We start from the raw sequence: 21,133 nt of genomic DNA, 5'->3' as shown, positions 1-21,133 counted from the left end.
GAAGGAAATTTAAGAATTATCAAATATACCAAGGGTATATTTCTTCTTTTTCTATTATTAGGGTTACTTTTACCATTTTACGTTCACTAATTAAATATGCGCTGTAAATTAAATTGGCCAAGCGTGTGCCGGCAATCCCGCTTAAGAGCCGGGCTTATATATGAGCTTTGGCAATTAAGCGAAAGCTACCACCTTTGGTGCATGCAAAGGCTTTACTGAGAAATTTAGGATGGTCTGTATTGACAACAAAACAGGGGGTTAGCGTGAAGACATATAATGAAGTGAAGTAATTGAGAAATGAAAATCAAGAAGCTGTGCTTTAGAAACAAAAAACCCCGGCATAAGCCAGGGTTATAATGTGGTTGCGGGAGCAGGATTTGAACCTACGACCTTCGGGTTATGAGCCCGACGAGCTACCAGACTGCTCCATCCCGCGTCTGTTCTTTTGAACTACTGCTTGTCTCTATACTTAGACAACTCAGTATTTAAATCGTTTAATTTTCTGTGGTTGCGGGAGCAGGATTTGAACCTACGACCTTCGGGTTATGAGCCCGACGAGCTACCAGACTGCTCCATCCCGCGCCAGAAAATAACGTTGTTGGTTTGAGGTGTTTGATGTCTCCCTTCAACGTGGGGCGTATTATACATACGCACTTTTGTAACACAAGGACTTATTACTTAATTATTTCACTTTTCTGACTGAACGCTTTAATTTTAATCGTTACGTTCAATCGGCAAACAATTCAAGGTTAATAATTAAACGTTTAGGGTTTAAAGCTTTCCATTTTTGTTGCCAGTTTAAAATCTAATTCGCTTAAACCACCCACATCATGAGTAGTTAATTTCACTTCAACCCGGTTATAAACATTAAACCATTCTGGATGATGCTTTAATTTCTCTGCCCAAATAGCAATTTGTGACATCCAACCAAATGCACGAATGAAACTTTTAAAGGTAAATGTCTTTTCAATAGCATTATCGCTTAATGCCCACCGTTCGTTTTCCTCTAAACCTTCATTTAAAGTTTCAAGGTTGTCTTGAATTTGTTCACGGGTTAATAGCGTACTCATTTAAGCCTCCTTTTTTATAAGTAAACAATGTAAACAATACGCGTTATGAATTCAGCTTTTTAGATAAGAAAGTGATGAAGTAAAAATACAAATATTGGCGAGAATTCTTTACATAAAAAAGCGGCCTAAGCGAATGCGCATTGTCATGAGCACTCAGCATAGGCCGCTGGGTTTATTCAGGCTAAAAAGGTTGAGTGTTAAAACTCTACCGCTAACCGTGCATAAATTTGACGCCCACGGGGGTCATGCACTTTTGAATCAAAACCACTATTGGTAAACAACTGAGGAGGATCTTCATCAAATAAGTTCAATCCGCCTACAGTGACAACATAACTTTGTTCCGTTTCAAATAGCGAACCTAAGTCGATGTTGTACTGAGCATCTACTGTGACATGGCTATCTACTTCGTATAAACCATTTGTACAGGCACCTAAGTTTGTAGTGCCATCTGCGCAGTTTTGGTCATCATCGTACGAAGAAATGTAACGAACAAATAAGTTAGCCGCGTGAATGTCGTTTTTCCACGCAAGACCGAAGTTCATTCTAAGTTCAGGTGAAGAAACCCCGATATTGTTGAAGTTTCTGCGCCCTGCCCCGTCAATATTACCCGCTTGCGGATCCATCAGGTCATATTTCATGGTGTAGGTACCGTTTAAAGACGGCGTGAAACTACCAAACTCAGTGTCAATCTTGTAACTAGTCACAAAATCGATACCCGACGTTTCCATCTCACTTGCATTCACGTAAGTGTTGTTAACTTGTAACACAGGGCCATTTAACGGGTCGCCAGCACGAATAATGCGGTCGGTATCGGTAGGGTCAAGATTTAATACTGCTTGCGCATTTTCCTGAATGATTAAATCTTTGAACTCAAAGTTCCAGTAATCAAGCTCAATAGAGAAATCTCTGAAAGGCTCGTATGAAAAACCAATATTATATGCAGTAGATTCTTCTGGTTTAAGATCTTCGTTACCTGAAGTCCTCACCGCAACAAACGCCGTAGCACCTTGTACTGGGTCAATAAGTTGTTGTAGTGACGTAGCCCCACCTTGTGCTAAGAACACGGTAGGCGCTCTAAACGACGTAGATATCGATCCCCGTAGCGAGAATTCATCAGTTGCACGATACGAAACCGCAAGCTTAGGATCTACTGTGCTACCAATGCTACCGCCGTAGTCTTCATATCGAACGGCGAGTTGCATATCTAAATCTTCACTTAATGGTAAAGCAAGTTCACCAAAGGCAGCCCATATGTCTTGGCTTCCATCAATATCTGGATTACCTATAACGAAGGTGAAGCTGTCTTGGTTAGCCAAATCATCATAATCTTGGCTTAACTGCTCTTCGCGATATTGCACACCTACTGCTAACGCAGCAAACCCACTACTCATTTCAAAGATATCGAATGAAGTAAATGCTTCGAACACTTCAAGATCAGCTTTTGAATCTATGATTTCTGTGCCGGTGAACGAGTCAACTACATAATCAGAGTTAGGTGCTGACGAATAAGCAGTAGCAAAAGGGTTGAAGAATTCACAATTCCCTTCGCCAGGTGTTCCCGCAATAGGATCACATGCCGAGCCACCTAGACCATACAGCGCAAGCTGAAATTCAGTGTTTAATACATCAGGTACTTTGAATAAGAAATCATTCACTGCACGGGTATAACTCACCTCCCAGAAACCGCTGTCAGTCACACCTTGCAAATTGGTGCTGAATCTAAAGGTATCTGATTCTGTGTTTGCTGGATCACCATCGAAGCCATTTCCTTCAGCGCGGCCAAAGAAGGCAACAGACTGACCGAATGGATTTTGAGGGTGGTAATCAGGAACAATCGGTGATGTTAAAATAGGAAAACTTGGCGCTCCGCCACGTTCGGCACGGTTACGCGCCATACTAAGCTCAGCTGTCCATGTAATATCATTAGCAAACTCATAGTCTGCTCTTACATAGGAATTTATTCGACTTTCATCGGCAACATAAGAATAGAACTTACCAAAATCGAAGCCGCAGAAGCCAACCTCTAAGCCTGGAATTGTACCACTTGGAGCAAGCAAGCTTGGTGCACCACCGAATTCCTCACACCCGTATGGGTCTATGATAGGTAATGAGCCAGCGCCTGGAATAGTCACAAAGTATGATGCAGGGTTACCTAACGCACTGGTGTCATCTTCAGGACGACTTAGACGTCGGTCACTTAGAAAGAGCGGTGAACGGTTGGTGTAGCTTATTGCTGCTAGTACACTGCCCTTGTCACCTGTTGCTCCCCATAAACCTTGGAATATGTATTCTTTGTTATCGCCATGGGCGCCGTCTTGATAATCAACACTGACCATCGCACCATCGTAATTACGTTTGGTAATAAAGTTGACCACCCCTGCAACCGCATCAGAACCGTACAAGGCTGATGCACCGTCTTTTACGACTTCCATTCTATCAATGGCAATCATAGGCACGAGTGAACTTGTATCTACGAAATTTAACCCTTCGTTCGTAGGTTGAGCGGTTACCACTTGGCGTTTGTTGTTTAACAATACTAAGGTAGATGCAACACCCAACCCACGTAAGTTAATGTTTGAGGTGCCGGCTGTGGCGTTTTGTGTAAAGGCATCAGGGTTGTTCTCTGCGCCAGTATTAATCGTTAATGTTTGTGTAATATCCGCTATATTTTTAGCACCTATTGAATCGATAGCAACGCTGTCTACTACCGCTAACGGTGAAGGTGACTCAAAGTTCTCACTGCGACGAACAAAGCTCCCTGTAACGAGAATTAACTCTACATCTTTTTTACTTTTAGATTCAGCTTCAACTTCTTCGTTAGCATCTTGCGCATACGCTAAAAAAGGAGAACAAAATAAGGCAGAACTGACTAAGGCAGCTACTGCAGTCTTACGCGTTTTAAATTTCATAGTGTGATTCCAAATCTGGGCGCATCACTACCGGTAAAACCCACACTTTCCGCTAGCAACAGGCTGGACGATTTCTCATTGTTATTGTGAAAGGTCAATGAACAATCTTTGACCTGCAATATTGATGTTAAGCGTCATCACACACTTTGTAAATTTATTGTGAATAATACATTTACATTAATTTTACACATGGTCAGACCACACAAACTTTTGTCTAACACCTATAAAATTCATTTAGTTATTGCGTAGTTATTTCCCACTCTTGTATTTTTTGCTTATCAATTTTTCACCGCCAAAAAAACCGATTTAATTTTCTTTTACAAAACATAAAGTTAAAGAAAAACTATGACGGAATAAATCTTGAATAGACACTGCATATTGTTTGCTAAATGAAAGAGTTCTATGGATTTTCCGAATATTGATGACTTTTACCAACTGATAAACCAGAAGCTTGAGGGTTGGATCGAGAGCGGAATTAAGCACTTACCCAACTTTGTAGTAGCAATATTAATCGCTATTGTTTTCGGAATACTGGCAAAAGTAGTCGGAAATATTGTCGGAAAGGTAATGCGAAGAGCATTCGAGTCTCGACAAATCGCCAAATTACTTACCTCTATTATTAAGTCGCTCATTGTTGTCTTCGGTATTTTCATTGCGCTGGATTTTGTTGGCCTTAAGGGAACGGTTACTTCGTTACTTGCCGGTGCGGGTATTGTGGGTTTGGCCATCGGCTTTGCTTTTCAAGATATGACGGAAAACCTTATTGCGGGAATTGCGATGGGTATTCGTAAACCATTCGAAATCGGTGATGTGGTTAAAGCTGAGGGGGTTTTCGGCACGGTAGAGGAAATTAACCTGCGAAACACCTTGGTATCTACCTTTTACGGGCAACGTGAAATCATTCCCAATAAAATTCTCTTTAGAAATATCTTAACTAATTACTCAGTGGAAGGTATTAGACGTATTGAGGTTCCTGTTGGCATTTCCTATGCCGATGACATTGAAAAAGCCGCCGAAGTCATTACCGACGCTATGAATGAAAAAGACTATGTAATAAAGAAAGACGAAACGGCGGTTTACGCAGCGTCATTTGGTGATTCTAGTATTAATCTATTGCTTTGGTTTTGGATACGATACCCAGGCGACCCCGGCTTTATGGTGGTACGCCATGAAGCGATATGCACTGTTAAACGTGTATTGGAAGAAAACGATATCTTAATTCCCTTCCCTATTCGTACATTGGATTTTAATTCCAAGGGAAGCGATAACCTTAACAATATGCTTGAAAAGCAAGAGGCCACATTAGAAACCGAATCTAGTCCAACTCGCAGTTCTGGCGATCAACCAGATGCGGATGGCGAAGCAAGTGATGAGTAAAGCATCAAAGTAACATTGATTATTAAACCAGGAGATATGCCATGAAAAAGTCAGTTTTGTCGTCATTTTTAACATCGAAATTACTTAGAGGTAGTTTTACTGCCCTGTTGTTTTCATCTGCTGTAGTAGGTATGAATGGCTGTGCAACGGTAGAAGGTGCGGGAGAAGACATTCAAAGCGCTGGTGAAGCGATTGAAGAAGGTGCTGAAGACGCATCTAATTAACTTCACACGAATATTGTATTTAGGCCACGCTGTAGACGCCTATAGTCGTGGCTTACAATACAAATGCTTAATGCCAGTTAACGTCTTTCTATCGCTGGAATTTCAATATAGGCATCTGGATCTGACGCCTTTAACGCTTCCAGTTTACTCTTTCTTTTTGCTCTTTCGTCAATGGTTTCTCCAAAAACCTGTAAGTGTAAGTCAGCGATAAGCGCCTGCCCTTCGCCTTTGCTTATTACCCCAAGAAGCTCGCCTGCATGCATAAACCCTTGCACCCGGTATTTATCTGCATCTACGTTTTTTCCTTCTTTACTTGCGTTGTACAAACTAACAAGCTGAGTAGTACAAGCCTCCAGGAACTTAGTCGTTTCTTCTTCGTTATTCATCGCAGCGCTCCTTACTATTAATTTGTTATTGCCTCTAGATGAGCTTTCAGTTGCCCTTCTTGTAAGCATCCCTTGCCTAGAGTTTACCTATTTAAGTAATAGAAGTGGAATGACTAATTTATCTGTTTTATGTGCATTTCAACTAAAGTTCATTGGTAAGCTTTTAATATCTTACCTACGATTTAGGGAGTGTTAGAAACGTTTTTCTAGGAATACACCATAAAGAGTAGTGAGCACACCATGCGATTACAAATAGCTACAGGATTGATTACAGCCTTGGCATTTGCCCCTACTGTTGCTGCAAAAGGAAATGCTCATCATTGGCAAACGTCACCTCATCATCTTTCCGCCCTTGTAGGCACAACGTATACAGAAGAGTGCGGTAATGCGTTTACCCTAGGTATTGACTATGAATATCGTATTAGCGATTTCTTGGGGCTTGGCTTCGTTGCCGAATATGCATTTGAAGATTTAGACGCCTACACGTATTTACTGGTTGCGGACCTCCACATTACTAACCGCTTTATCGCCCAGATTGGCCCCGGGGTAGAATTTCACGGTAGCCATAAAATGGAAGTTGCACGATTAGGTTTTTATATGAGTTCGAGATATCTGGTATTACGGTCTCGCCGCAACTGCACTATGACTATCATAGAAACCATGAAAGCGCTGTGGTTGCCGGTCTTGCAATTGGTATGTCTTTTTAACGATTTGAAGATGAAAATATAAGAATAAAAGAAAAACCGATTTGCACTAACTTAGTGCATTTGTTTGGCGTTGAATCAAACAACTTCCCAGCTTACTTCTTCGCGGCCTAACACTGACACTCCTTTTAAGTAAAATCACAAACATGCCGCGACTACCCGTGTTGAAAGGCCTATAGTAATAACAATCAACGACTTTGCGGATAATAATAAACCCCGATACTCTTAATTACTCTCTAGATTCAATTGAGTAAACTTGGCTGGAACGTTATTTGCTGCATGTAAGTGTGTATATTCACGCATTGATTTCAAATCGGTCTTAGTGTGAATGACTTCGTCGCGTATTTGTATGTTATTGGTCAAGGGATAGCCATGCCAGAAGTTGACTTTGCAGGCTTACTGTTAGTGCCTGAATTAGTTATCACCTTTACTGTGATAATTGCGAACCTTTTTATGTTCTTAATTAAGCGCATCTTTCTACGAAAGTTTTTGTTGCTTACCGATCGCACCTCACATTTCTACGACTCGTTACTGGCACACTCTTTAAACCTGCCCCTCACCATCCTTATTTTCGTCATCGATATTTGGATTTTAAACTGGCTGTTCGACAAGTACGGTATTGTAAACGCGTCCTATGCGAGCTCAATTTCCCTTGCGTCTAAAATATTACTGATCACTGCCGCTATTCTTTTCTTAAATCGTTTTGCTGTTGGGTTACTTGCCAATCAAACACAGCGCTCAGATTCACTTAGAAGTAGCACGGGCATTATTAAAGGCATAGTGAAAGGCCTTATCGTAGGTATTGGTATATTAATAATGTTGGGTACGTTAGGCATTTCAATTACCCCTATTATCGCGTCGTTAGGTATCACATCGCTTGCCGTTGCGCTTGCCCTTCAACCCACTCTAGAGAACTTCTTTTCAGGGGTACAACTGGTTATGGACAAGCCTATTAGAGTAGGCGACTTCATTGAATTAGAGAGTAAAGAGCAAGGTTTTGTAGAGCGTATTGGTTGGCGCTCCACGTGGATAAAAATGTTACCCAACAACACTATTATTGTACCAAATAGTGTATTAGCTGAATCTAAGATAATTAATTATTTCTACCCGAGTAAAGAGTTATCAGTACCGGTTGATGTAGGTGTACATTATAACTCTGATCTTGAGCACGTAGAGAAAGTCACCCTTGAGGTAGCCAAAGAAATATTGGTTTCCCATGAATGGGGAATTGATGATTACGATACCTTCGTGGTGTACCACACCTTTGATAATTCCAGCATCAATTTCACGGTGATGTTGAGAGCAAAAGAGTACTTCCATCGCTTCTTTATAAAATCAGCATTCATAAAGGCATTACATAAGCGATATGCCGCAGAAGGTATTATTATTCCCTATCCAATACGCGCCATTAATACCGAACAAGAGAGCCCGCGTATTGATGTTCAAACTACCAACATCCCCAACAACGCGGGCGAGCCTCCTAGCCAGTAGAGTACACAGTAAAAATATAGTGTACTCACAGCGAATTTATTACTCGCTAGGTTGCATTACTGCCAACATAAGAAAAGTCCCCACCAGTGCTGGTTTGCCTGACGAGGCCAGCTCGCAGCTTGATTCCATTTTAAATAGTTTACCAGCAGGTTTGTTGACGACTTCTACCAATTTGAAGTGATATTTGATTGCATCGCCTGATTTCACGGGCTCCAAAAAACGTAATGAATCGATACCATAGTTAATGGTTGATGCAATTTCGTCAGATGCAGCAAGTACACCTTCAAAGGCCTTAGGCATAACCGACGCGGTGAGAAAGCCATGCGCAATAGTAGTTCTAAATGGGCTCTCTTTGTTACACCGTTCAGTATCAAGGTGTATCCATTGATAGTCACCCGTAGCTTCAGCAAACTGATTAATCATATCTTGCGAAATGGTGAGCCATTCAGCTTGTTCAAGGGTTTCCCCAACCTCTAAGTCGATGAGTGTTTTCATATTTTTTGACCAATGGTAGTTAATTTAAGACGAACAGTACTATTGATGTATTGAATATTTCAATTAACTTTTAATAATAGGTATTTATAAATAACCTTGTTACAATAAGGTAAAAATAATATTAACCAAAGAATTCGCCAGTTACTTTTTGGTATTTTCATACTGGCACTCGCCAGACAAGGATTGCGCAATGAATCTTAATAGAATTGATTTAAACCTCTTCGCCGTATTCGACGCCATATATACTGCGGGAAGCCTAACAAAAGCAGCTGATGTATTGTGTATTACACAACCTGCGGTGAGTAATTCACTGGCTCGTTTACGGGAAATGCTGAACGACCCATTGTTCGTAAGAACCGGTCATAGCATGACACCCACCCCTGTTGCACAGAATATTATTGTACCTGCGAGACAAGCCTTAGCCTTGTTAAGAAAAAGCGTGCAAGAGAGTCATACGTTTGACCCTTTAACTGCAGAAAAGGCATTTAACTTTGCTAGCAGAGATTTGCTAGAAGTTAGCATAATGCCAAGGCTGGTTTCGCGGTTACAAAACCTAGCGCCCAATATTAGCCTAACTAATTACGAAATTCCTCGTAGTCAGATTGTATCTGCGATGGCCAGCGGTACCTTAGATTTCTTCGCCGATGCGTCCACATTTAGCGATCCGCATTTATGCAAAGAAAAAATAGCGCAAGACAGATTTGTGGTTTTAGCACGAAAGAACCACCCTGCGTTAAAGAACGGTTTAGATTTAGACACCTTTTTACGCTTAGGTCACATTAATGTGTCGCAACGTAAATCAGGTGCCGGCCCTATTGATGTAGCACTAGATAGAATGGGTAAACGCCGTAAAGAAGTTATGCGAAGCCAACACTTTTTAACTGTGCCCAGTACAATTGTGAAAACCGACCTTATAGCTTGTTTGCCATTTCATCTAGCTAAACACTACGACTTAGCCATTTATGAATTACCTTTCGATCTACCTACCGTAGAGTACTTCTTATATTGGCACGTAAGTGCAGATCACGATTACGCCCATATGTGGATGCGTGAGCAGATTATGGAAGTGTCGAGCCACTTTAAAAGCCATTAACGTTTACTCGTTATTCCCTAAGGCACACCTCTTCTTAGTGGTGTGCCTTTTTTTGCGCTTACCCTTTCAACGCCACTTAGATATTAAACTGTATACCTTAGTATTAGACCAAGGCTTTCTAACCTCAAAAATTTTGCGTTTAATAGAACCCAACGAACGAACATACTTTTAAATTAAACCGAGGAATTGACCATGTTGAAAATCGTTAAAACTTCGCTAGTTATCGCAGCAACTCTGGGTGTATCTGGCATGGCGCAAGCCAACGTAAACGAAGCATTAGCAAACATTTGTACTATCGTACAAGCAGATGATAAAGGTGAGCTACGCAAGAAAATGCGTTCTGTAGAATCAGATTATCGCCTTAAACTAAAAGATTATTATTCGGGTGTTAGCTGTAGCGGCAACAGCCTGATACGTACAGCAATGCTGAGCAACGCTGTAGAAGCAGGTTCACTGCTAGTTAAAAAGATGCCAAAGAGTGATTTATCAGCACCAGAAACAGACGGTAAGACGTTGCAAGCATGGGTTGCTGAGAATGGTTTGGAAGGTAACGAAATTGCCACAGTCTTGAGCGGAAGATTATAAGCAGCCCTGAGCGGACGTTTACAAATAAAAAATTCACATACCATGTGAAAAGATTCAACATGGTTGCAGAGTAATCTGCACTTAAAGAGGCGACCACAAGGTCGCCTCTTTTCTTTGTATCTACTAGACGAGAGCTGGCTCGTTTGGTGCACTTGTTAGCGATTTAGCTATTTCTAAAATAGACTCACCGCTATAAATTCGGCTCAAGTAACCTTGATATACAGGCGTGAAGCCTGCCTCATCGCTTAAATCACCGAAAACACTGGTCACTTTCAAGAAAGACAAAGCATCATCTTGGTAACGTGAAGCAGCATTGTGCAATTCATCAGCAAGTTGATCTTGAATAACGAGCGGCGTACCTTTTTGCGACGTGCGTTTATCTGAATAGAAACTCCACGCTGCAAGTATTAGGGCACTAATATCAACTTTTCCACCATTTGCTAAGTTCTCACGAATGGTAGGTAACAAAAACACAGGAATTTTTGCTGAGCTTTCCAAACAAATTCTGGACAGTGAATCTTTAATGTACGGATTTGCAAATCGTGCTAGTAAAATATTTTTGTAATCGTGAACATCAATACCTGCAACCGGATCTAGGGTTGGCATTACTTCATCTACCATGAAGGTTGCTAGCAGAGAACGAAGTTCCGTTTGGGCTACACTTTCATGAATTGTATCAAGCCCGGCAAGTGAACCCGTTAACCCCAACACAGAGTGACCCGCGTTTAGCATTCTTAGCTTCAATTTTTCATAAGGTGCCACATTGTCTACAAACTGTGCACCAACATCTTCAAACGCTGGGCGTTCATTGCAAAATTTATCAGCAATAATCCATTGATCGAACGGTTCGCATACTACAGGCCAGCTGTCTTCAATACCTGATTCAACTAATGCCGCTTTGTCTTCATCAGTCGTTGCGGGAGTAATGCGATCGACCATTGAATTAGGAAAGCTTACGTTTTCCTCAACCCAATTAGCAAAATCGGTATCCGCAAGACGAACATAAGACAACAACATGGCTTTGAGTACATCACCATTATGTTGAATGTTATCGCACGACATCACCGTAAAAGGTGCGATGCCCATTTCTTTACGCTTTTTAAGTGCTGCCGTTAAATAGCCAAACACTAATTTTGGCGATTCTGGATTGGCTAAATCGTGCTGAACGTCAGGATTTTGTGCAATAAATTCGCCGGTAGTGGGGTCGAAGTTATACCCACCTTCAGTGATAGTCAGCGAAACAATTTTAATTGCCTCGGACGCCATTTTATCAATAATGGCAATGGGGCTATCGCCCGCAATTAAAAAGTCGGTAAGGGCACCAATAACACGGGCTTTACGTTCACCATTTGCGTGCTTTTCTACCAATGTATAAAGGTAGTCTTGCTCTTTTAAAAGTGATTGCATATGACGGTCAGCTTCACGCAGCCCTACCCCACATATACCCCATGAAGTGTCACCTGTTACGTTCATATACGCATCTACGTACATGGCTTCGTGGGCACGGTGGAAGCCGCCCACGCCAACATGAACAATACCGGCTTCTACACGAGATACATCGTACTGAGGTACAGCGATGCTCTCATCAAGAGAAGATAACGCAGTACGGTTCAAACGCATATTAGTTGCTGGTTGCATAAAAAACCTCTATTTCGCAAGTGCTTTGTGGCGACGCATTGACCAGTAAGCAGTAGTAAAGTAAATAATTGTGCATACGAAAGCCAAGTTAAAGAACATCTCTCTGTTACTTTCGTAATTGGCTACATCTGGGCTTAACGAGAAGGCATTAATGGCTAATAACGTCGTCACCAATAAGCTACCCCAAGACACAACTTTTAGTAATTTCGATAACATTGACGTGTCTATTGCAGGTGTTGGAATCTCAGCGCCTTGACGCTCCTGCTGAATTTCAACTTCTTTATCGAAAGCATCCATTTCTGCTTTTTCTTCAACGTATTGACGCTTTGCACCATACTTTGCGGCCAACAAGGTGTAAACAATAATGGTGAATATCCACGTTGGAATAAACAGGTAATAGAATGAAATAACATCCAATGCATTAAGACCAAATCCAAATACAAGCCCTAATCCCCAGGTCGCTACTGCAGGTGTGCTGTGGGTTAAGTTTTGGAAATGTGCCCAATAACGAGTGTAACCAATACGCGGGAAGATGACGTGTTCAGCGAATACAATACCGCCAACAGGAACTACTAATAATCCAGCATAGGTTAATAAGGGAAGCAGTTTAGTAAATACGAATGGGAAACACGCGATAACAACGGTAACCATGCCTACTGTGGCGGTGGTTTTAATTCGAGATTTATCTTTAAAAATAGCTTGAGCTGCTAAGCCCGCGCGGTACAAGTTAGCATTCGCGGTTGTCCAACCAGCAACAATAACAATGACCAACCCTGATAGACCTAATGCGTGGAAGGCGACATCACCTGGGTCTAATTCTGTAATAGATTTTTGGACGATAATAGCAGTACCTGCCCCCATAATACCTGCAGAAATCCATGCCACATAGTGACCGAAAAGCATACCAGCAGAAGTAGTAAGGCCGTAAACTTTACGTTTAGCAAAACGAAGCATAGCCATATCAATCAAACCAAAATGGGTGATTGTATTTGCTGCCCAAGAGAAGCCAATAACTTCGAGTAAGCCAATACCCTGTTCACCAGAGGGGGTTAAACCAGTCCATACCGACACAGATCCTATGTGCATGAAGTCAGCCCAACTTGTTAAGAATGTTTGACCAATTACTGCATCAGCCAATGCTGGCATTAGCACTAATGGACCACACACAAACATAGTGAATAACCAAGGTGCGCAAATACGAGAAAAATCAGACACCGCATTGAAGCCGTACATGGCGACAAACACCACGATGACGCCAACCGCTGCAACAACACCTACAAACGCCAGGTTCGTTGGATACCAATCAAGTTGGGCGGGAATATTCAATGCGAACCTGACCGCCGTAGCAGATACGGTTATCATTGCGGCAGATATAACGGTAAATATGATGACGTTGGCCCAGTTATAGAGCTTGGTCATCGAATCACCCGCAATTTTATGCAAGTAAGTATATAAACTTAGGCGTGTATCTACGGCGATGGGCGTAGTGATTAGCGTCCAACTAAGTACCGCTAATATATTACCGATAAGTAAACCAAACAGAATGTCGGTCATGGTTGCGCCTAAGGCAACAAAGGTAGCACCAAACACAAACTCGGTGGCTGCAACGTGCTCACCAGCATAAAGTCCCATGAAGTGCTTCCAGCCCTTCAATTGGTGTTTTGCAACTGGGAGTTGCTCGTCACCTATCTGTGCAATGTCGCCATTGCTTGAATCTGTTTTCATTTTCTATCTCGCTACTTTATTCACCGCTTTGGTATGTCCAAAGTGCATTTTACTGCTAGCTACCAAAACTACACTTGTTATGAATATTATTATCAGTACGTTAACACTCATAAAACGACGCCTTCACCCAAAACATAATTGGAAATTTTTAGGTTTGGCTCAGTAACCGTTAACCCAAATGGGCATTTGCCACAGCTGTGAGTTATTTCTCACGGGCAATACTTACATATCGATGTTTAAATGTAAACGGAATTAACAAGCCTAACGTTATAATTCGGTTAACAAGTTAATTTGTATCCAATAAATGTTATTACTTGTAGGTTCATTTTTGTTTGAATTTAACTGTTATTACTGTGCCTATAGGGGGCTTGTTGACTTAAAAACTCGGTAAGGGCACGATATGTTATGCGTAAGTAAAATAAGTATTTTGAAGTGATACGGCCTGGCAGCCTGTTTAATACTCTTTCGTCATTTACCTCAATGGAAGTATTCTACTGACAAAATGGTGAGAAATGATGAAGAATAGCCTGAAGAGGCGTTTTTTCCCCCAGTTGTAGCGTGTTAACCCAAAGGGCTTTCCCTTCATTTTACTCATAGAGCTAAATAGCTTAATTAGGTAAACTTGAATTGGTTTATTCTCGGGCTTGTACGTAAAATTGCTTCTTAATGGAGTACATGCGTATCTGGAATGCATTAAGGAATTACATGACAATTGAAAGCAGCCTTGTCATTTTCGACTGTGATGGCGTGTTAATTGATAGTGAAATGTTGTCGATGCAAAGCTGGCAGCGCTTACTTGAGACTTATGGAGTGTCGATTAACGCGGAATATTTTATCAGCAAATTTCTTGGCAAAAGTATGCAACATGTTGAACAACAAATTCATCATGATTTTGGCCTGACTGTCACCACTCAAATTAAAGATGAATTTCATATTTTGCTGAAGCGAAGCTTTGCTAAAAATTTGATGCCTACGCTGGGCATTGAAAGCCTACTATCTAGGCTAACGGTTCCCTATTGTCTTGCTACTAGCAGTTCGCCCGAGCGCACAGAGTACGCCTTATCTTGTACTGGTTTAAGCCAGTATTTCACTGGCAATATATTTACACGCTCTTTAGTAAAAAATGGGAAGCCAGCCCCCGATCTTTTTTTATACGCGGCTGAAAAAATGGGTGTTGCGCCTAAACAATGTATTGTTATTGAAGACTCCCCTGCGGGCATTGAGGCTGGTATTGCCGCAAACATGCAGGTTATTCATTACACGGGGGGGAGTCATTTAAAGGATATGCCAACAAACCACACGACAACCATTTCCCATTGGGATAACTTTATACAAGCCTACCCTAAGTTGGTATCTGATTGATGGAACAAGAATAAATGAGTAAAAAACAACAACTAGAAAATCAACGTCTCGACGAAGCCGCTCGTGCTGGCTGGCTTTATTATGTAGGCGGTAAGACACAAGACGAAATTGCGAAACGTTTAAATACTTCTCGACAAAGTGCCCAGCGCTTAGTGGCGCTGGCCATGTCTGAAGGGCTCGTGAAGGTGCGACTCGAGCACCCTATTGCCCGTTGCATGGAGTTAGCTGAAACTATTCAACAGCGCTTCGGTTTGCAATTTTGTGAAGTCGTGCCCTCTGTGGTTGGCGACGAAAACTCTACCTTAGGCTTGGGGCAAGCAGGAGCCAGTGCCATAGAGCGCTCGCTTAAATCTGACTCACCACAAACAATTGCATTTGGTACTGGCCGCGTTTTACGCGCGTGTGCTGACGAACTAGCATTAATGAACTGCCCGCAGCACAAAATTGTGTCTTTGGTAGGGAATATTGCCAACAATGGTGAAGCCACCCGCTATGATGTTGCAGTACACATTGCCGATAGAGTAAAGGCCCAACATTACCCCATGCCACTGCCTGTTATTGCGGGTTCTGAAATTGAACGCGAGCAACTGCATCAACAAGCTCACATTGCGCGAATTCACAAACTGGCTCGACAAGCAGACATTACTTTTGTAGGCATTGGTAATTTAGGCAACACATCGCCACTGCATGTTGATGGCTTCATTAACGATAACGAAACGCAAAGCTTGTCGTCTATGGGGGCCACTGGAGAGGTCATCGGATGGGTTTACAATCGTGAAGGCGCTATTGTGGATTGCGAAGTAAATCGAAGAGTAACCAGTAGCAAATTAACCCTAGCGTCTGATAAGCCAGTTGTGGGTATTGCGGCAGGTATGAATAAGAAAGACGCTATTTTAGGCGCGTTGCGATCTAAACTTATCAATTCACTCATTACCAATGAAACCACTGCCCAAGCCTTACTCAATAGCTAACAGGCTTTTTTCGTAGGCCGTATTTTTTAGTGAGTTTTTTTCTTAGAGCGTAGATGGGTAATCGTATTGGTTATTTATCTACGCCTATTAATAATGTAATTAAATGCTGCAGTTCAACACTACCAATTGATTGTGCTAATCAATAATGCTATTTAATCGCTCCACCACGCCCACTCTTCTTAATAAAAACAGATTTCCCTAAAACGCTGCTTTTATCTAACGATATTCAAACAAAGCGTAAAAAATTAGCGATTCTGAGCTGGATAGGTGAGCAAAATCCATGTCCATTTACCTTTTCAAATTTATTTTTCGCTTTTTTCACCGATAAGTTGACGTAGGTTTGCCGTTTCAATTTTTTCTTATACTTTAGGTTGGCACCTTGTAAATAAAGGGCTAGAACCCAACTCCCATCCCACAACTTTGGTATAAGGTATACTTTGGGATACCCTGTTATTTGCTTCCATGTTTTCTGACCTGCCCATTTGGTTTTTAATTATTCCCGAACCGAACAGACAAACTTTAAATTAAACATTAAATACGAAAGGAAATTAACCATGTTGAAAATTGTTAAAACTTCTTTAGTTATCGCAGCATCTACTCTAGCTTTCTCTAACGCAGCACAAGCCGATGTAAACGAAGCGCTAGCCAACATCTGTACTATCGTTCAAGCAGACGATAAAGGCGAATTACGTAAAAAGATGCGTCGTGTACAATCAGATTTCAAATTAAAATTACATGATTACTACTCAGGTATTTCGTGTAACGGCAACAGCCTAATCCGTACTGCTATCGTAAACAACGCGGTAGATGTAGGTACACTTTTGGTTAAGAAAATGCCAAGTCGTGAACTACAAAACCCAGAAGCAGACGGTAAAACACTTCAAGCGTGGATTGCTGAGCAAGGTCTTCAATCAAGCCCTATCTCTAGCGAGCTTAACGAACGTATCTAGTTTTAAGATACTTCGCACCATGTAAAGATACAGCAGTTCAACATGGTAACGGCAGGATGCCGTGCTTGTGGCCCCGAGAGGGGCCGCGCCCCTTTTCCCATATCGCTTTTCTCACACTTTCTTAAATAATCCTACGTTGCAAAATCAGTTATTTCTTTTGCCGCCCAATTCGCTTGCTCTCTGTGAACCCAATGTGTTGCCGTATCGTGATACACAATTCGTAGGTCGGGAACGTACACTGTTAAACCATTCAAGATACCTTCATCAAACGCATCATCTAAACGCCCCCATAATACCAATGTAGGTAAAGTGACGCGTAGAACCGGTACGCGTAAGCGTGACAATTCTGTTTCAGGTGCGTGCTCATCGGGTGCCATTTGTGGCATTTCTCGGTAATAGTTCAGCATGGCTGACAATGTTGGAGTATTGCGCCAACTACGAAGTAGTCTTTGCCCGTAGCTATCTGGGCTAGCTTTATGATCTTTATTTTTGGGCATGGCGCTTTTGGACATCGCGTTTTTGGGCATGTCTCCGTCAAACAGAGCAGAGCCGAGCATCCCCTTAAGCAACGCAAAATCGGTCTGCTTTAAAACTGCCTCTGCATCGTCTGCCACTAGCGATTTTATGTATTCACTTTTCTTGCGCTGAGCGCGACTGGTTTTAAGCGCTTGGGTGAAAGTGCTTGGGTGCGCGGCATTTAAAATAACCAGCTTAGTAAACAAATTAGGTTGAAAAGCTGCTAGCGGCCAAGCTATCGCCCCACCCCAATCGTGACCCACTAGTATCGCTTTTCGACCTTCGCTAACTGTTTCAACAAATTCCTTCATACGAGCAACCAAGGAAGGAACTTGGTAATCGCTCCTATCTGTCAATGGATCTGATTGATGGTAGCCCGGTAAATCAGGCGCAATAATATGATAATCAGGTGGCAAAGCATTGATGAGCGCTTCCCATGTATGGGCATTTTCAGGGAATCCATGAAATAAGATAAGTAACGGGCTATTTGAGGTTTGCCCTTTTCTTTCTAGATAATATATACGGTGATCTTGAATAGAAATGGTGTGAGATGTTACTGCGTTTAGTGGCATACCTAGCCTTTCGCAAAACGGTAAAGATAAAAATGCCGAGCAGGTGCTCGGCATTTCATTACATATCGTGTTTACTCGATAGCAAACATGCTTTCTGGCATAGACATAAGGTTGTCTGCACCTGAATGCATTGCTGATACAAGTGAACGGGTACGCGTTAGTAAGCGATCGAAATAGAAACCAGTAGTTAAGATTTTACTCTTATAGAACTCGGTCTCAGTACTACCTGCATCAAGTTGCTCTTGTGCTTTAACGGCCATTTTCAACCAGAAATAAGCGACTGTCACATAGCCTGAGTACATAAGGTAATCCACCGACGCGGCACCAATCTCATCAGGATTAGACGCTGCTGCTTTACCAATATTCATGGTAAGTTGCTGCCACTCATCTAAATGAGACGTTAATGCATTAGTCCATGCACTGAACTGCGCTTTACCGCGAAGCGATTCGCAATATTCACGCACTTCTTGCACAAATACATTGAGCAATTCGCCATTAGAGCCCATCACTTTACGGCCTAATAAATCGATGGCTTGAATACCTGTAGTGCCTTCGTACATAGTACAAATTCGCGTATCACGTGCTAACTGCTCCATGCCCCATTCTTTGATGAAACCATGCCCACCGTACACCTGCATACCGTAGCTAGTGCTTTCTTGCGCTGTTTCTGTCAAGAAGGCTTTAACAATCGGTGTTAAGAACGCAAGCTTAGTATCTGCCAGTGTCTTCTCTTGTGCATCATCACCGTAAAGGGTCACATCAACCAACTGCATGCAGTAAGCAGCTAATGCACGGTTACCTTCTGCAAACGCTTTTTGCGTAAGTAACATACGACGAACATCAGGATGTACAATAATGGGATCTGCAGGGCCATCTTGGTTCTTACGACCCGTTAAAGAACGAAATTGAATACGATCTTTAGCGTAACGTAATGCACCTTGGAAAGACGCTTCAGAAGCAGCTAAGCCTTCAAGACCAGTACCGATTCGCGCAGTGTTCATAAAGGTGAACATGCAGTTAAGGCCGCGATTAGGTTGGCCAATCAAGAAGCCTTTCGCACCGTCGAAGTTGATCACACAGGTTGCACTGGCTTTAATGCCCATCTTGTGTTCAATACTGCCACACGCAACGCCGTTGCGATCTAGCTTTTCGCCTTCATCAGACACGTTGAACTTAGGTACTACAAATAACGAAATACCTTTTGTCCCTTCTGGCGCGCCAGGCAAACGAGCAAGTACAATGTGAACGATATTTTCAGACATATCGTGCTCACCGGCCGAGATGAAAATCTTCGTCCCCGTCAAGCTGTAGCTGCCATCGTCTTGTGGTTCTGCGCGGCATTTAAGCATGCCCAAATCTGAGCCACAATGCGCTTCTGTTAAGCACATAGTACCTGTCCATTCACCGCTAATAAGCTTCGGTAAATACTGGTTTTGAAGTGTTTCAGTTCCGTGCGCTTTAATAGTTTCCATGCAGCCTTGGCTTAAGCCAGGGTACATAGCCCACGAGTGGTTTGCACCGGAAAACCATTCAGCAATAATAGAAGAAAGTGAATAAGGCAGTGCTTGACCACCAAACTCTTCAGGGTGAGACATACTTGGCCAGCCGCCTTCAACATATTGCTGATAAGCTTCTTTAAAACCAGCCGGCGTAGTGACTTCACCATCTACCCACTTACATCCTTCTTCATCACCCGACATATTGATGGGTGCTAGGCTGTTTTCAGAAAACTTAGCCGCTTCAGAGAAGATAGCTGATACTAAATCTTCTGATGCTTCATCAAAGCCAAGCTTTTGATAATGTTCTTGATAGTTTAATAGCTCATGTGTAACAAACATGGCGTCGCGTTGTGGAGCTTTATAACCTTCCATACCAAATACCTATATAACTTCAAATAAACCAGCAGCACCCATACCGCCGCCAATACACATAGTACAAACAACGTATTTCGCACCACGTCGTTTGCCCTCGATTAATGCATGACCCACCATACGTGCGCCACTCATTCCGTAAGGATGACCAATTGAAATTGCGCCACCGTTTACGTTTAATAATTCATCAGGAATACCTAGCTTGTCGCGGCAATAAAGCACTTGCACTGCGAAGGCTTCATTCAATTCCCACAAACCAATATCGTCCATGGTTAGACCGTGCTGCTTTAACAGCTTAGGAATGGCAAACACTGGGCCGATACCCATTTCATCTGGCTCACAACCTGCTACCGCAATACCACGGTAAATACCTAATGGTTGCGCTTGGCCTTTAGCGGCAGAATGCTCATCCATAATGACAGTAGCACTTGCACCATCAGACAGTTGACTCGCATTACCCGCAGTAATACACCCGCCTTCAATCACAGGGTTCAATGAACGCAAACCTTCAAGCTGGGTTTCAGGGCGGTTACCTTCGTCTTTCGACAACGTGACTTCCTGCTCACTGGTCTCGCCGGTTTCTTTATTGAAAATGGCTTTAGTGGCCGTAATTGGCACAATTTCGTCGTCAAACTTACCTGCTTCTTGACCCGCCGCTGTGCGCATTTGGCTTTGATAAGCGTATTCGTCTTGCACATCGCGGCTAATACCGTAACGCTGTGCCACAACCTCAGCAGTTTGCAGCATAGGCATATAAATATTCTTATGCTTAGCCACTAATTGTGGGTCTACCGCGCGAGACATGTTCATGGCTTTGGTTTGAACCAAAGAAATTGAGTCTAGACCGCCAGCAACCATAATATTGGTGTCGCCAGTGCGAATACTGTTTGCGGCATTAGCAATAGCATACATACCAGAGCTACATTGTCTGTCTAACGTCATACCTGCAACGGTAACTGGCAAATCGCCAGCTAATGCAGCTAGACGACCGATGTTCATGCCGCCACTGCCTTGCGTTAGGGCAGCGCCCATGATCACATCGTCGATACTGGCAGGATCGACACCGGCACGTTGTACGGCGTTACGAATAGCATGACCACCTAATGTAGGGGCAGGTAAATTGTTAAGTGCACCTTTATAGGCACGGCCAATAGGCGTTCTTGCGGTACTTACTATTACTGCATCGCGCATAGC

The 21,133-nt window shown here is 42.5% G+C and carries 18 protein-coding genes and 2 tRNA genes; 9 read left to right on the top strand and 11 right to left on the bottom strand.

From position 1 onward, the window contains the following. Positions 1-359: 359 nt before the first annotated feature. From AAC006_RS00290 to AAC006_RS00275, 4 genes are all read right to left on the bottom strand, one after another. Positions 360-436 (bottom strand) — tRNA-Met (locus AAC006_RS00290). Positions 437-505: 69 nt separating this feature from the next. Next, positions 506-582: transfer RNA gene (locus AAC006_RS00285), tRNA-Met, on the bottom strand. 182 nt (positions 583-764) lie between these two features. Then, on the bottom strand, positions 765-1,070 hold the full coding sequence (locus tag AAC006_RS00280; protein ID WP_013783808.1) for a 4a-hydroxytetrahydrobiopterin dehydratase: 306 nt from the start codon (positions 1,068-1,070) through the stop codon (positions 765-767). A gap of 197 nt (positions 1,071-1,267) precedes the next feature. Continuing rightward, the gene (locus AAC006_RS00275) at positions 1,268-3,979 is read right to left on the bottom strand and encodes a TonB-dependent receptor (RefSeq protein ID WP_339890415.1); all 2,712 of its coding nucleotides are present in this window, start codon (positions 3,977-3,979) and stop codon (positions 1,268-1,270) included. A gap of 402 nt (positions 3,980-4,381) precedes the next feature. Between AAC006_RS00275 and AAC006_RS00270 the strand changes: the two genes are divergently transcribed. Together AAC006_RS00270 and AAC006_RS00265 are read left to right on the top strand one after the other, a co-directional pair. Further along, positions 4,382-5,356 carry a mechanosensitive ion channel gene (locus AAC006_RS00270; RefSeq protein WP_208804865.1) on the top strand — a complete coding sequence of 325 codons (975 nt, stop codon included), beginning with the start codon at positions 4,382-4,384 and terminating at the stop codon, positions 5,354-5,356. Positions 5,357-5,397: 41 nt separating this feature from the next. Beyond that, entirely contained in the window at positions 5,398-5,580 is a 183-nt protein-coding gene (locus AAC006_RS00265; RefSeq protein ID WP_057791438.1) for an entericidin A/B family lipoprotein, read from the top strand. Positions 5,581-5,657: 77 nt separating this feature from the next. On the opposite strand, the gene AAC006_RS00260 is transcribed toward AAC006_RS00265, so the two are convergent. Continuing rightward, positions 5,658-5,966, bottom strand: coding sequence for a hypothetical protein (locus tag AAC006_RS00260; protein WP_057791435.1), 309 nt, complete (start codon positions 5,964-5,966; stop codon positions 5,658-5,660). 240 nt (positions 5,967-6,206) lie between these two features. Here AAC006_RS00260 and AAC006_RS00255 point away from each other — a divergent pair, with 240 nt between their 5' ends. Together AAC006_RS00255 and AAC006_RS00250 are read left to right on the top strand one after the other, a co-directional pair. Beyond that, positions 6,207-6,695, top strand: a complete 489-nt coding sequence (locus AAC006_RS00255; protein ID WP_244360248.1) for a hypothetical protein — start codon at positions 6,207-6,209, stop codon at positions 6,693-6,695. Between the two features lie 347 nt (positions 6,696-7,042). Next, on the top strand, positions 7,043-8,161 hold the full coding sequence (locus tag AAC006_RS00250) for a mechanosensitive ion channel family protein (protein WP_197467658.1): 1,119 nt from the start codon (positions 7,043-7,045) through the stop codon (positions 8,159-8,161). A 39-nt stretch (positions 8,162-8,200) separates the two neighbouring features. Here AAC006_RS00250 and AAC006_RS00245 read toward each other — a convergent pair whose 3' ends face one another. Further along, positions 8,201-8,656 carry a MaoC family dehydratase gene (locus AAC006_RS00245; protein ID WP_013783801.1) on the bottom strand — a complete coding sequence of 152 codons (456 nt, stop codon included), beginning with the start codon at positions 8,654-8,656 and terminating at the stop codon, positions 8,201-8,203. Between the two features lie 190 nt (positions 8,657-8,846). Between AAC006_RS00245 and AAC006_RS00240 the strand changes: the two genes are divergently transcribed. Both AAC006_RS00240 and AAC006_RS00235 read left to right on the top strand, forming a co-directional pair. After that, positions 8,847-9,749 carry a LysR family transcriptional regulator gene (locus AAC006_RS00240; protein ID WP_013783800.1) on the top strand — a complete coding sequence of 301 codons (903 nt, stop codon included), beginning with the start codon at positions 8,847-8,849 and terminating at the stop codon, positions 9,747-9,749. Between the two features lie 192 nt (positions 9,750-9,941). Continuing rightward, positions 9,942-10,334 carry a DUF3718 domain-containing protein gene (locus AAC006_RS00235; protein WP_013783799.1) on the top strand — a complete coding sequence of 131 codons (393 nt, stop codon included), beginning with the start codon at positions 9,942-9,944 and terminating at the stop codon, positions 10,332-10,334. A 123-nt stretch (positions 10,335-10,457) separates the two neighbouring features. Here the strand turns inward: AAC006_RS00235 and AAC006_RS00230 are convergent, their stop codons facing one another. Beyond that, a complete protein-coding gene (locus AAC006_RS00230; RefSeq protein ID WP_013783798.1) occupies positions 10,458-11,972 on the bottom strand; it encodes a mannitol dehydrogenase family protein in 1,515 nt (504 codons plus the stop codon). Positions 11,973-11,981: 9 nt separating this feature from the next. Next, positions 11,982-13,697 (bottom strand): membrane protein, encoded by a 1,716-nt coding sequence (locus AAC006_RS00225; RefSeq protein ID WP_013783797.1) that lies wholly within the window; start codon positions 13,695-13,697, stop codon positions 11,982-11,984. Between the two features lie 705 nt (positions 13,698-14,402). Between AAC006_RS00225 and AAC006_RS00220 the strand changes: the two genes are divergently transcribed. From AAC006_RS00220 to AAC006_RS00210, 3 genes are all read left to right on the top strand, one after another. Then, positions 14,403-15,059 carry an HAD family hydrolase gene (locus AAC006_RS00220; protein WP_013783796.1) on the top strand — a complete coding sequence of 219 codons (657 nt, stop codon included), beginning with the start codon at positions 14,403-14,405 and terminating at the stop codon, positions 15,057-15,059. 14 nt (positions 15,060-15,073) lie between these two features. Further along, entirely contained in the window at positions 15,074-16,030 is a 957-nt protein-coding gene (locus AAC006_RS00215) for a sugar-binding transcriptional regulator (protein WP_013783795.1), read from the top strand. A gap of 554 nt (positions 16,031-16,584) precedes the next feature. Next, positions 16,585-16,980, top strand: a complete 396-nt coding sequence (locus AAC006_RS00210; protein ID WP_013783794.1) for a DUF3718 domain-containing protein — start codon at positions 16,585-16,587, stop codon at positions 16,978-16,980. 131 nt (positions 16,981-17,111) lie between these two features. Here the strand turns inward: AAC006_RS00210 and AAC006_RS00205 are convergent, their stop codons facing one another. From AAC006_RS00205 to AAC006_RS00195, 3 genes are all read right to left on the bottom strand, one after another. Next, entirely contained in the window at positions 17,112-18,068 is a 957-nt protein-coding gene (locus AAC006_RS00205; RefSeq protein WP_013783793.1) for an alpha/beta hydrolase, read from the bottom strand. Between the two features lie 71 nt (positions 18,069-18,139). Continuing rightward, positions 18,140-19,939, bottom strand: coding sequence for an acyl-CoA dehydrogenase C-terminal domain-containing protein (locus AAC006_RS00200; protein WP_013783792.1), 1,800 nt, complete (start codon positions 19,937-19,939; stop codon positions 18,140-18,142). Positions 19,940-19,948: 9 nt separating this feature from the next. Then, positions 19,949-21,130: an acetyl-CoA C-acyltransferase gene (locus AAC006_RS00195; protein ID WP_013783791.1), complete on the bottom strand. Its 1,182-nt coding sequence runs from the start codon at positions 21,128-21,130 to the stop codon at positions 19,949-19,951. Between the last annotated feature and the right edge of the window lie 3 nt (positions 21,131-21,133).

This window comes from uncultured Alteromonas sp. (genome assembly GCF_963976965.1).
GTDB classification, from domain to species: Bacteria; Pseudomonadota; Gammaproteobacteria; order Enterobacterales; family Alteromonadaceae; genus Alteromonas; species Alteromonas naphthalenivorans.
Note: the sequence above shows the minus strand (reverse complement) of the source record. Positions and strands in the feature narration are given on the sequence as shown.

Coding starts and splice junctions, on each gene's coding strand:
- AAC006_RS00280 (WP_013783808.1), bottom strand. CDS start 1,070: ATGAGTACGCTATTAACCCGTGAACAAATTCAAGACAACCTTGAAACT.
- AAC006_RS00220 (WP_013783796.1), top strand. CDS start 14,403: ATGACAATTGAAAGCAGCCTTGTCATTTTCGACTGTGATGGCGTGTTA.
- AAC006_RS00200 (WP_013783792.1), bottom strand. CDS start 19,939: ATGGAAGGTTATAAAGCTCCACAACGCGACGCCATGTTTGTTACACAT.
- AAC006_RS00255 (WP_244360248.1), top strand. CDS start 6,207: ATGCGATTACAAATAGCTACAGGATTGATTACAGCCTTGGCATTTGCC.
- AAC006_RS00250 (WP_197467658.1), top strand. CDS start 7,043: ATGCCAGAAGTTGACTTTGCAGGCTTACTGTTAGTGCCTGAATTAGTT.
- AAC006_RS00275 (WP_339890415.1), bottom strand. CDS start 3,979: ATGAAATTTAAAACGCGTAAGACTGCAGTAGCTGCCTTAGTCAGTTCT.
- AAC006_RS00230 (WP_013783798.1), bottom strand. CDS start 11,972: ATGCAACCAGCAACTAATATGCGTTTGAACCGTACTGCGTTATCTTCT.
- AAC006_RS00245 (WP_013783801.1), bottom strand. CDS start 8,656: ATGAAAACACTCATCGACTTAGAGGTTGGGGAAACCCTTGAACAAGCT.
- AAC006_RS00235 (WP_013783799.1), top strand. CDS start 9,942: ATGTTGAAAATCGTTAAAACTTCGCTAGTTATCGCAGCAACTCTGGGT.
- AAC006_RS00240 (WP_013783800.1), top strand. CDS start 8,847: ATGAATCTTAATAGAATTGATTTAAACCTCTTCGCCGTATTCGACGCC.
- AAC006_RS00265 (WP_057791438.1), top strand. CDS start 5,398: ATGAAAAAGTCAGTTTTGTCGTCATTTTTAACATCGAAATTACTTAGA.
- AAC006_RS00195 (WP_013783791.1), bottom strand. CDS start 21,130: ATGCGCGATGCAGTAATAGTAAGTACCGCAAGAACGCCTATTGGCCGT.
- AAC006_RS00225 (WP_013783797.1), bottom strand. CDS start 13,697: ATGAAAACAGATTCAAGCAATGGCGACATTGCACAGATAGGTGACGAG.
- AAC006_RS00210 (WP_013783794.1), top strand. CDS start 16,585: ATGTTGAAAATTGTTAAAACTTCTTTAGTTATCGCAGCATCTACTCTA.
- AAC006_RS00260 (WP_057791435.1), bottom strand. CDS start 5,966: ATGAATAACGAAGAAGAAACGACTAAGTTCCTGGAGGCTTGTACTACT.
- AAC006_RS00205 (WP_013783793.1), bottom strand. CDS start 18,068: ATGCCACTAAACGCAGTAACATCTCACACCATTTCTATTCAAGATCAC.
- AAC006_RS00215 (WP_013783795.1), top strand. CDS start 15,074: ATGAGTAAAAAACAACAACTAGAAAATCAACGTCTCGACGAAGCCGCT.
- AAC006_RS00270 (WP_208804865.1), top strand. CDS start 4,382: ATGGATTTTCCGAATATTGATGACTTTTACCAACTGATAAACCAGAAG.